The following is an 11,089-nucleotide window of genomic DNA, read 5'->3' on the forward strand; positions in this document are numbered from 1 at the left end:
CGCCCGCCCCGGCTCGATCTGCACACTCGCCGGATGCAGGTCGTAGGTGAGGTGATCACCCTGGTCACTGCCACTGATCGACGCGGTGACCTTCGTATTGCCGAGGTTGTCCACCGCCAGCTTCGGCTTGCCCCGGAAACGGCCCTTCACCGTGACCGGCACCAGCTCGGCCCGCACCTCGGTGAACGGCGTGATCGTGAGATTGCCCTCCGGGACGGTCACCGCCTCCGGATGCTCGGTCGGCGTGATCCGCACCGCGTAGGGATTCGGACCCGCCGTGGCGTCCGGGGTGCGCGGCGGGGAGAACGTCAGCTCCACCGTCCCCGTCGTCCCCGGATAGAGCCGCAGCGTCGGCGGCTCCACCACCGTCCACGGCGCCAGGTCCCCGACCGGCTCGAACCGGTACTCGTCCACCACGTCACCGGTATTGCGCACCCGCAGCCGCACACGCGTGCTGCTCCCCGGGTCCACAGTCGCGGACGCGGGCTCAAGGGAGGTCCAGAGGCTCACCTGTCGACAGTAGGGACGGCGGCCGGGGATGTCGCAGGATCGCGGGCAGAACAGCGTGCCCGAAAGGGCAGTGCGCCGGTTCTAGAACTCCCCCCGCGCCATGCGGGTACCGACGTCGGCCGCCTCGATCTCCTCGGAGTGGTCCGGGCTGGACACGGACTCGCCGTGGCCGTTGTCGGTCCCCGCGACCTTGCCCTGGGACTGCTGCCAGACATGGTGGGTCTCGTGGAACATCGTCGCGTCGTCCAGGGTGGAGCGCTGGGCGACGATGTGACTGCCGGTGGTGTAGGCGGTCGCGTTGAGCCCCAGCGCCGAGCGCTGCGCCACCGCGTTGTCGTGCACCCTGACGTGCCCGAAGCTCATCCCGTACGCCTGCTCGGCCCGGTCCTGGATGTGCGAGGGCAGCGGCTTGCCGGCCGTGGAGATCGCCTCGTCCACCGAGACCCGCGGCTCCTCGAAGGCGGGCTGCGGCGCCACCCGCCGCTGCACGTCCGCCTCCTTGTCCGCGTGGCCGCAGCCGGGGCTGTGCTCGTGCGTGGCCCGCTGGACGGCCTGCGTCACCGCCGCGTTGCCGGCCAGGCGCTGGAGGGCCAGCATCCGGCCGGCGACGGTACCCGGCGCGCCGGGGCGGCCGGCCGCGCCGCGCTCAGCGACCTGATGTGCGGACTGTGTCTCGTGTGCGCGCACGGCGCTCCTCGGGGGACGCTGGGGGTTCGGCACGGGCTTGTTTTGCCGACAGGATCACCCGACGGCACCGTCCGCCGCAACGGACTCGGGGGCAGACACACGGGCAGCGGACTACCTCAGATCCTTCTTCTCGCTCAGGCGCCCGTCCTTGAGCATCGCGGCCACATCCTTCTTGTGCAGGCGGACGACCACCGGATGCGAGAGGGTCTTCTCCAGGTCGCCCACCGTCTCGGCGCCGCGCATCCACTGGGTGTGCCGGTGACGCAGCCGGGCCACGGCGCGCACGTCCAGGGAGAACTGCACCAGCACCGTCGCGTCCTTCGGTTTCTGCAACGGGACCATGCCGCTGCTGTTGCCGCTGGACGCCATGTCCCCACCGGGCATGCCAGTGGTGGTACCGGCACCGTTCAGCCCGTCGGTACCGTCGCGCACCGGACCCGACCCGAACGGCGGGACTCCGGAGCGGGAGTGGGAGGCGGAGGTCGAGTACACGTTGCCCGCCGCCCTCGGGGCCTGGACCGCCGAGCCGTCCACGGTGTCGGAGCCGTTGATCGAATCCGAGGCCAGCAGGGTCTGCGCGACCGGTTCGAACGTCATGTCCTCGCTGTCGCCCAGGATCACGCCGTCCCTCAGCTTGCCGTGCAGTTCGCAAGCGGCGTCCGAGCCCTCCGGTCCGGACAGGTGTTGCGGCGGCAGCGGAACGCCCGCCGAGACGATCTGCGGCAGCCAGCTGATCAGCCACTCCGTGGACACCGCCTCGCGCAGTCCGTAGGCGGCCTCGTCGGCCCCGCCCAGCACCTCCGAACGCTTGCCCGCCGCGTCCCGCACGGCTCCCCGTACGGTGTCGACCACCTGGGGCGCGCCGACGAAACCGTTGACCACGACCGCCCAGGGCAGCCTGACGCCGCCCGCACGCCGCCACGAACGCAGATCCTCTTCGCTGTGCTCGCCCGCCGTCCGGCGGACCGCCGCGGGTGCCTTGGCGCCCTCCACGGGCGGTGCCGTCTTCGCCAGGGCGTTCAGGTCGTTCTGCAGCGCCCGGTACACCAGTTCCTGCGGGCCCGCGAGGGACGCCTCCGCCACGGTGCCGGAATCCGACCGCAGCACCAGCTTGACGCCGACCGGTACGCGCACCTTCGACTGGAACGCCCCTGTGTCGCCCATGATGGCCCGCACACCGACCTGTTCCCGGCCGGCGGTCGACCGCTGCTGGCTGTGGCCCGCGTCGAACCTGAGAGCGGAGGCACCGCCGGCGGACTCGATCACCGCGTCGCCGGTCGACCCGGCACCGGCGAGCGGGAGCTGAACCCCTCGTGCGCTGGACTGCTTCTCGCTCTTGGTGCGCTGGTGGAAGCCGATCGTCGCGTACTCGATCTCCCGGTCCTTGCCGGCCAGTCCGGTGACGTTGCCGTCCTCGGTGCGCTCCACACGCAGTTCCAGCCAGTAGACGCTGCCGCGCTGGAAGGGCGTACGGGTGTTGCGTTTGAGCTGGATGACCGCGCCGCCGTCCATGGCGCTGGCCAGCACGCCCATGGAACCGTCCCGGCCGAGCAGCTTCGTCAGCGCCTGTACGTTCTTGTGCTTGTCCTCGACCTCGTTCTCAGGCAGCAGGTCGTCGCAGAGCGAGGAGTTCTTCGCGGCCAGTGCCGTCCGCAGCAGGTCCTTGAGCGGCAGGAAGTCGGGTTTCTCCTCGATCAGGCCGAATCCGAGAGGCAGGCCCTGGGCGAACGTGGTGGCGACGTCCGGCGTGCCCTTCCCGCCGGGGTCGGCCAGGGCGGTGTCCATCTTGCCCTGATGGTCCTTGAGCCGGTCCTGCCACTTCTTCTCGTCCTCCGCCGCCTTGTCGGTCCTCGCCTTCTCCTCCTCCTCGAACTTCTCCTGGTTGGTCCTGCTCGCGCGGATGCGCTCCAGCTCCTCGGCCCGCCGGTCGTCCCTGCGGCGCCGCTCCTCGCCGGCCCCGGCCCGCCGCTCCCGCTCCTCCTGTCTGAGGGTCTGCCGCTCCAGGTGCTCGGCCGCCCGGCCCTGGGTGTGCCGCGCCCTGACCCCGTGCAGCCGCTCCCGCCGCTCGCGCCGCTCCCTCTCGCGACTCTCCTGCCTCTCCTCCTCCAGTTCCCGCCGTTCCCGGTCGGCCTCCTCGAACTCCAGCCGCTGCTCCCTGCGGCGCTCATCGGCCTCCTGCTCGTGCTGGAGCATGACGTCCTCGTGCTCCTGCTGCCGCGCGCCGACCGCCGCCCTCTCGTCACGCACCTCGTCCTGGGCCGCGCGCTCCTCTTCCAGCCGTGCCTGCCGCCTGCGCACCTTGTTGCCCGCGGGCCGCTTGCGGGGCTGTCCGGTACGGGTGCGCTTCTTCGCGAGACGGTCCCTGCGCCTGCGTTCCCTCTGCTCCCGCCGGCTCTGCTCCCGTTCGAGTTCCGCCAGTTCGGTGGTGAGCGCTTCCAGGTCCTGTCGCAGCGCCCACTGTTCGGTGCGGTCCGCCCGCCGGTCCGCCAGTTCCCGCTGCTGGAGGCGGAGCCGCTCGATCCGCCTGCGCAGGGTCTCCGCGCGGTCCTGGTCGGCCTGCCGCTCGTCCTCCGCGCGCAGCCCGTCCCGCCAGGCGTCGTCGTCCGCCAGGATCCGGTCCCGCTCACCGGTGCGCTGGGCTTCGGCCGCCGCGTGCCGGCCCTTGGCCTCGGCCAGGGCCGCCGCCGCTCCCCCGCGTTGTTCCTTCTCGGTCCTGCGGTGCCCGGACTCCTCCTGCCGCCGGCGGGCGTCGTGCTCCGCCTCCTGCTTGGCCCGGTCCTCGGCGTCCGCCTTCTCCAGGTACTTGCGGTGCTCTTCGAGCGCCGCCTCCTGCTTCGCCCTGGTCCTCTCCGCTTCCTTCTCCCGCCACACCTGTAGCGCGTTCTTCCCCATCCCGGCCTTGGCCAGCTGGTCGGCGGTGAGCCACAGCGCGACCTGCCGGGGCAGTCTGCGGCTGCCTCCCCTGGTCACCGGGGAGAACCCGTGCCCCGGCTTGACCTCCGCGATCACGGTCGCGGTCAGGTGGCACTGGACGAGGAAGAGCGACTCGCGCGCCCGGGGGTGGACCGCGTTGCGTTCGACGGTAGCGCCCGTCGCGACCGTCTCACCGCTTGTCTCACCCGTGCCCCGCACGGCGGTGACGGCCTCCCGCACCCGGAAGCCGTCCCCGCGTTCGGTACCGGTGGCTCCCCCCGCGACGCCCTTGGTCTTCGTCCTCGACTTGGCGCCGGCCGCCTGGTGCCCACCGAGCTGCATGTTCTCCATACCGACACCGAGTACCTCGCGCAGCGGCTGGGGCGAGGCGAGGGTCAGTTCGAAGTGGTCGCCGACCGACCCCTCCAGGGTCTGGATCCGCCGGGGGTAGCGCAGCCCGGTGACGACCCGGTGGGCGTCGACCCCTTCGCGCAGGTCCGACCGGACGTCCTCCGGGCTGTAGTGCTCCTTGAGCGCCAGTCTGGGGGCGAGCGCCGGTGCCTCGAAGACCCGGTCGCCGTCGCCCTCGTCGGCCTTGGCTGCGGCCCGCGCCAGCAGCTGGAAGGCCAGCTCGGACAGCGGCTCGCCGCTGCCGACCGTCTCGATGTACTCCCAGTCCCGCACGCCGTTCCCGCCGCTGCCCATGGTGGCCAGCGCGGAGATGCTCGCCGGTGCGCCCTTCCCGAGCGCCTGGGATTCCTCGGGTGCCGCGGCCGTCACCCGCTGGTCGGCGGAGTCGACGGTGAACTCGGCGGGCGTGGAGAGCTTCACCTGCTGCGCGGCGTCGGCGAACTCCCGCACCTGGGGCGTCCTGCCCTTCTGGTTGGTCAGGCCCGCGATCGTCCTGCCCGCCTCGGAGGTGAACAACGGCTCGTCCTCCGGCATGTCCCGGCCCGGGGCGCCGGGCAGGATGCTCCGTTCCAGGGTCCGGGGCCGTGACGTCCGGACCACGTCCACGCTGAGCCGCAGTTCGGTGCCGAAGGTGCTGGTGGTCGTGGACCCGGCGTTGAGGGAGTCGGTGCGTCCCACCGGGCCGCCGTGCACCCCGCGGCTGTCCGCCCACCCGGCGTTGACCGACGTCTGCACACCGAAGTGTCCCTCGGTGGCCTGGCCCTCCAGCCGTACGCTGCCCTGGCGTGAGGTGTCCTTGCCGGTCTGCGCGCTCCAGCCGGCGCCCGCGCTGTTGCGGTTGAGCCAGTCCGCCGTGTCGCCCTCGTAGACGATGTCCCCGATGGTGCCGTGCACCCGGATCTCCACGTCCCGGGACTTCATGTCCGTCTTGCTGCGCAGCCGTACCAGCACGCCGCCGCCCAGCAGCCGGCTCTTCTGGACGGCGAGACGGGCCGGGGAGAGTTCCTCGTGCAGCATCCTGAGGTTGGTCAGCAGCCGGTCGCCGTCGCCCTTCTTGGGATCCATGAAGAAGGGTTCCGCCTCGGTGCCGAACTCGGGCAGGTACTCCCCCTTGAGCCCGAGCTTCCTGTCCGAGAACGCCTGCTCCAGGTAGGCGATGAGCGGCTTGGTGTCCAGGTGCGTCAGGGTCGTGCTGTTCCCCATGCCGTCGAACTGCAGATACCGGTCGTGCAGTTGGTCGGTCCCGTCGGCGTTCTTCAGCTCCGTCTTGCCGTCCGCCGTGCGCTTGCGCCTGTCGTACAGCGGGCGGACCGAGGCGTCCGCGGGGAGTTCGTCGCCGAGAAGGTGGTACGCCTCCTCCTTGCGCAGGCTCATCCAGGCTTCGATGTCATGGTGCGTGGTGCGGGGTCGGGCCTTGGTGATGTGGTCTCCGTCGCGGGGACCGCCGTACTCCACGAACAGTCTGACCTTGCTCAGGAAGAGCACCTTGGGTCCGCGGACCTCGGCGCCCTGCCGGACGGTCGTGGTCCGGTCGAGCGACGAGGAACCCATGTTCTTCGCCCCCGCGCTTCCCACCAGGTTGGCTCGCAGGGCCGCCGCCCCCGGCACGCCGAGGATGTACGCGAAGCCGCCCTCCACGCCCCCGCTCGAACCGGTGGCCGCCGCGACACCCTGGGTACTCGCGACCGTCTGGTGGTGCCGCGCCTGGTCGGGGCCCGCGCCGACCGTCCCGCCCGTCGGCCGCTGGTCCCGGGCCTGCGGGCCGCCGGCGGACGACTCGCCCGTGGCCTCGCCGGCCTTCCCGGGCGCCGGCCCGAGCAGGGGCTCCATCTGCATGATCTCGGCGCGCATCCGGAAGACGCCGCGGGACTCCCGGTGCTTCTGGTCGGACTGCAGGACGTCGCTCGTCACCCAGCCCGCCAGCAGGCGCGGCATCTGCCGGTGGATGGTCTCCCGGGACACCTCCGCGTAGAGCTGCTCGCGGCCGGGGGTGCCGGACGCGCTCATCCGCCCGTGGACCGCCCCGGCCACCGCGTCGAACAGTCCCTTCCCACCCTGGTGCGGGTCACCGGTGTCCTCCACCCCGAGCGTGGACAGGGAGACCGCTGCGCCCACCTCCGCGCTCCGCGCGGCGTCGAGGGACCCGGCGAAGGTCGGGCGTGCGGTGCCCGCGGGAACCATGTACTCCATGGGCACCCGCATCTCCATGCCGCCCACGTGCCCCCCGACGAACGGATCGGGCACGTCCTGCTGCTTGATCCGGACCGCGTACCGCACCTGGCGTTTCACCCGGACCGACAGCGGGGCGCTACGCAGGGTCCGTGCCTCGGTCACCGCCCGGCCGCCGTGCCGGCTGCGCTCGGAGTGGAAGCCACCGCCGGCCCCGAAGTGACCACCGACGTAGTTGAGTCCGTCCGGTGTGCCGTACGCCTTCGCGCTGGGGTTGAACCCCGGTGACGCGGTCCGGTGGCTGCCCGTATTGTGGCCGCCGGTGGCGGCGAGCTGGTTGTCGTCCTTGACGCCCGCGTCCGTGTGCGCCGCCGCGTCCGCCTCCTGCTGGGGCGTCAGGCCACTGCCCGTGCCCTTCGGCAGGCCCGGATTGGGGAAGAGCTCCGGGAACGGCATGCGCTGGGACACCGGGCCGATGGAGACCGTGACGTCGAAGGTGCGCTTCTTCTTCCCCTTCAGGGGGAAGGTCCGCCCGCGGCCGAAGAAGGTCTCCGGCTCGCTCTTCAGCCGCGCCCGGACCTCCGACGCGTCGACGTCCTGGCGGTTGCTCGGCGCGCCCCTGAGATCCGTGCCCCGGATCACCCGGACGACCGCGTCGATGTCCTCCTCCGGGAGCGCGAAGACCGTGGAATGGCCGGACGAGGACATGTCCATCAGGTAGGGCGGCAGCGTCACGGGCGGGTACTGCGCACTCGGAGGCGCGGCGGGAGCGGGTTCCGGCTCCCCCGCCGGGCCCTTGGGGGTCATCCCCAGGTAGTGGCCGGCGAGCGCGTCGACCTCCTGGCCGGCCGACGCGGTCGTCCCGGTGACCGCCGTCCGCTCGGTCGTTAGCTCCGACATCTCGTGCGAACCGTCGTCCGTCTGCCGGCCGGTCACCAGCCGGCTCACCGCCGAGTTCCCGGCCAGTCGCTGGATGGCCATCATCCGCTGCGCGCCCAGCGCTGCCCGCGGCCCCGCGGCCGTCGCCGGCAGCGCTCCGGGGGCGGGCGCCCGCACCCCACCCGTCCGCACGGGGGCCGCCGGTGCCGTCGCCCGCTCCCCGGCCGCGCCGTCGATCTGCCGCCCTGCGCCCAACGCCCACACCCCTGCCCGACGAGCGCGGCCGGCCGCGGTCCCGTCACCGTCCTCGCCCCGCGGTGCCGTGCCCGGTGCGGCGGGACGACCCTCCCCGGACCGGGGAGTGACCACGGAATGACATCCTGGCGAACTGACACTCAACACACGCTGTTACAGCAGAAACGGCGGGCGACCACCAGGGAAAAACGGGGAGTCTGCCCCAACGGGCACGACCGGGGGCAACAAAAATGCCCCCGGTCCGGCACCGGAGGCCGTTTCGACAGGGGCAACGCGCGCGTGACGCTGAGGGGCGTCCTGTCTCGTACCCTCTAGGAGAGCAGAGCATGCCGTCCTACCTGTCGCCCGGCGTCTACGTCGAGGAGGTGGCCAGCGGCTCGCGCCCCATCGAGGGGGTGGGCACGTCCGTGGCCGCCTTCGTCGGGCTCGCGCCCACCGGGCCCCTCAACGAGCCGACGCTGGTGACCAACTGGACGCAGTACGTCGCGTCTTTCGGTGACTTCACCGACGGGTACTACCTGGCGCACTCCGTCTACGGCTTCTTCAACAACGGCGGTTCCGCCGCGTACGTCGTCCGGGTCGGCGGCTCGTCCGCGGACACCGACGGCGACGCGGTCGCCGGCGGCAAGAACCCGGCCGCCGTGAACGGCGCCGCCGGCCGCGCCGCGCTGCCCGCCGCCGAGCCCAAGCAGCTCGGCACGTTCGCCGTGACGGCCACGTCCACCGGCCAGAACGGCCCGCTCACCGTCGAGGTCGCCGACCCCGAGGGCGAGGGCCCCGCCGAGCGCTTCAAGCTGATCGTCAAGGACGGCGACAAGCCGGTCGAGTCCTTCGACGTGAGCGCCAAGAAGGGCAACCGCTCCTACGTCGTCACCCAGGTGAAGGAGCGCTCCAAGCTCATCACCGTCACCGAGGCCGCGCCGGCCGCGCAGCTGGTCCGCCCGGAGAACCAGACGGTGACCCTGGCCGCGCCGCCCGCACCGGCCACGCCGCTCGAAAAGGTCCCGGACGAGATCGCCCAGCCGGGCCCCGCCCAGTACCTCGGCGACAGCGCCGACCGCACCGGCTTCGGCGGCCTGGAGGCGATCGACGAGATCTCCATGGTCGCGGTCCCCGACCTGATGGCCGCCTACCAGGCGGGCGCGATCGACCTGGAGGCCGTCAAGGCCGTCCAGCTCGGCATAATCGCCCACTGCGAGCTGATGGGCGACCGCGTCGCCATCATCGACCCGCCGCCCGGTCTGAACGCCCGTCAGATCCGCGTCTGGCGCCAGGAGACGGCCGGCTACGACTCCAAGTACGCCGCCCTGTACTACCCCTGGATCAAGTCCTTCGACCCGGCCACCGGCCAGGCCCGCGTCGTCCCGCCGAGCGGTCACATGGCGGGCATCTGGGCCCGCAACGACTTCGAGCGCGGTGTGCACAAGGCCCCCGCCAACGAGGTCATCCGCGGCGCCATCGACCTGGAACTGCAGATCACCCGCGGCGAGCAGGACCTGCTCAACCCGATCGGCGTCAACTGCATCCGCTCCTTCCCGGGCCGCGGCATCCGCGTCTGGGGCGCCCGCACCCTGTCCTCGGACCCGGCGTGGCGCTACCTGAACATCCGCCGGTACTTCAACTACCTGGAGGAGTCGATCCTGATCGGCACCCAGTGGGTGGTGTTCGAGCCGAACGACCACAACCTCTGGGCCCGCATCCGGCGTAACATCTCGGCGTTCCTGGTCAACGAGTGGCGCAACGGCGCGCTCTTCGGCCAGAGCCCCGACCAGGCGTACTACGTCAAGTGCGACGAGGAGACCAACCCGCCGGAGTCCGTCGACCTCGGCCGGGTCGTGTGCGAGATCGGCATCGCGCCGGTCAAGCCGGCCGAATTCGTGATCTTCCGGCTGGCCCAGTTCTCCAGCGGCAGCGGCGAGCTGGAGGAGTAGGCGGACCGCGCCTCACCCCCCGCCCCTCACCCTCCTAGAAGGACAGCGAACAGATGGCTCTGCCCCTGCCCGACGACAGTCTCGTCGCAATCAACTTCGGACTCCAGATCGACGGCGTGATGGTCGAGTACCTCTCCGAGGTCAGCGGTCTCACCCTCGAACAGGACGTCATCCGGCTCCGCCAGAACCAGGGCACCACCGGCAAGAACAGCGTCGCCGTGATGCCGGGCGCGCCGAAGGACGGGCAGTGCACCGTCGTCCGAGGCATGACCCAGTCGGCGTCGTTCACCCAGTGGATCAACGACTCCCTCAACGGCCGCATGGCGACGGCCCGCAAGAACGCGTCCATCATCCTGATGGATTACGAGGACAACCCGATCAAGCGCTACAACCTGCGCAACGCCTGGTGCAGCAAGATCGACGCGAGCTCGGTGAAGGCGGGCGACGCGAGCGCCCTCACCGAGACCGTGACCATCGTGTACGAAGAGCTGGTCATCGAGTAATGAGGCGTTCGGCTGTAGGCGCGCCGAGCGCGAGCTCGGCCGCCGCGGCGCCCGTGGCCGAGCGGCCCGCGGCGGCGGGACCGGAGAGCACCTCTCCGGTCCCCGCCGCCGCGGCGCCGCCGGCCGACGTGGCCCCGCGGCAGACACTGCGTACCGAGTTCCCCTTCGAGCTGCCCCGCGGCTACGTCGACGACTCCGGCACGGTCCACCGCGACGGCGTGATGCGTCTGTCGACCGCACGGGACGAGCTGATCCCGCTGCGGGACGTCCGTGTGCAGGAGAACCCGGCGTACCTGTCGGTGGTGCTGCTCGGCCGCGTCATCACCCGGCTGGGCAACCTGTCGATGGTGCACGACGGCATCGTGGAGAACATGTTCGCCTCCGACCTGGCGTTCCTCCAGGACTTCTACCGTCAGATCAACGCCGAGGGACACACCAGGGCGGCGGTCCAGTGCCCGCACTGCTCCGAGCCCTTCGAGGTGGAACTCGGCGGGAGCCGCCTGGGGGAATCGTGACGTACGCGACCGACCGGCTGCACGAGGAGATCGCGTACGTCGCCTACCACTTCCACTGGGGCCTGGAGGCGATCCTGGATCTGGAACACCACGACCGCCGCCGGTACACGGAGCAGATCGCGTCCTTCGTGACGCGGTCGGAGGGCTGACCTGTGGGGTTCATGGACCGTCTGCGCGGCCGGGGCACCCGCCCCGCCGGCGCGGCACCGGCCACCGGGCCGGCCGTGCCTTCCGCGACCGTGGCGTCCCCGGTACCGGAGGCGGCGGCGCCCGCTCCGGTCTCCCCGGAGCCGTCGCCCGCCGCCGTTCCGGCGCC

Annotated in this window: 7 protein-coding genes and 1 pseudogene; 5 read left to right on the top strand and 3 right to left on the bottom strand. The window is 71.7% G+C overall.

Annotated elements, in window-relative coordinates:
• The 3 genes and pseudogenes from UW392_RS38030 to UW392_RS38040 form a co-directional block, all read right to left on the bottom strand.
• A pseudogene (locus UW392_RS38030) lies at positions 1–510 on the bottom strand (hydrogenase expression protein); the annotation flags it as partial.
• Positions 511–591: 81 nt separating this feature from the next.
• Positions 592–1,197 carry a DUF4157 domain-containing protein gene (locus tag UW392_RS38035; protein ID WP_320779801.1) on the bottom strand — a complete coding sequence of 202 codons (606 nt, stop codon included), beginning with the start codon at positions 1,195–1,197 and terminating at the stop codon, positions 592–594.
• A gap of 111 nt (positions 1,198–1,308) precedes the next feature.
• Positions 1,309–6,855, bottom strand: coding sequence for a hypothetical protein (locus UW392_RS38040; RefSeq protein WP_320779802.1), 5,547 nt, complete (start codon positions 6,853–6,855; stop codon positions 1,309–1,311).
• A gap of 289 nt (positions 6,856–7,144) precedes the next feature.
• Here UW392_RS38040 and UW392_RS38045 point away from each other — a divergent pair, with 289 nt between their 5' ends.
• From UW392_RS38045 to UW392_RS38065, 5 genes are all read left to right on the top strand, one after another.
• Positions 7,145–7,411 (top strand): hypothetical protein, encoded by a 267-nt coding sequence (locus tag UW392_RS38045; RefSeq protein ID WP_320779803.1) that lies wholly within the window; start codon positions 7,145–7,147, stop codon positions 7,409–7,411.
• A gap of 739 nt (positions 7,412–8,150) precedes the next feature.
• Positions 8,151–9,755 (top strand): phage tail sheath subtilisin-like domain-containing protein, encoded by a 1,605-nt coding sequence (locus UW392_RS38050; RefSeq protein ID WP_320779804.1) that lies wholly within the window; start codon positions 8,151–8,153, stop codon positions 9,753–9,755.
• 53 nt (positions 9,756–9,808) lie between these two features.
• Positions 9,809–10,258: a phage tail protein gene (locus UW392_RS38055; protein WP_320779805.1), complete on the top strand. Its 450-nt coding sequence runs from the start codon at positions 9,809–9,811 to the stop codon at positions 10,256–10,258.
• Positions 10,258–10,773, top strand: a complete 516-nt coding sequence (locus UW392_RS38060; RefSeq protein ID WP_320779806.1) for a hypothetical protein — start codon at positions 10,258–10,260, stop codon at positions 10,771–10,773. The genes UW392_RS38055 and UW392_RS38060 overlap by 1 nt, the downstream gene beginning before the upstream one ends.
• Positions 10,770–10,922, top strand: a complete 153-nt coding sequence (locus UW392_RS38065; RefSeq protein ID WP_320779807.1) for a DUF6760 family protein — start codon at positions 10,770–10,772, stop codon at positions 10,920–10,922. The genes UW392_RS38060 and UW392_RS38065 overlap by 4 nt, the downstream gene beginning before the upstream one ends.
• The last annotated feature ends 167 nt before the right edge of the window (positions 10,923–11,089 follow it).

This window comes from Streptomyces sp. CRN 30 (assembly GCF_034105845.1).

What these genes read in the sequence shown, in the direction of transcription:
- UW392_RS38055 (WP_320779805.1), top strand. Translation starts at nt 9,809, where the DNA reads ATGGCTCTGCCCCTGCCCGACGACAGTCTCGTCGCAATCAACTTCGGA.
- UW392_RS38045 (WP_320779803.1), top strand. Translation starts at nt 7,145, where the DNA reads ATGCGCTGGGACACCGGGCCGATGGAGACCGTGACGTCGAAGGTGCGC.
- UW392_RS38050 (WP_320779804.1), top strand. Translation starts at nt 8,151, where the DNA reads ATGCCGTCCTACCTGTCGCCCGGCGTCTACGTCGAGGAGGTGGCCAGC.
- UW392_RS38060 (WP_320779806.1), top strand. Translation starts at nt 10,258, where the DNA reads ATGAGGCGTTCGGCTGTAGGCGCGCCGAGCGCGAGCTCGGCCGCCGCG.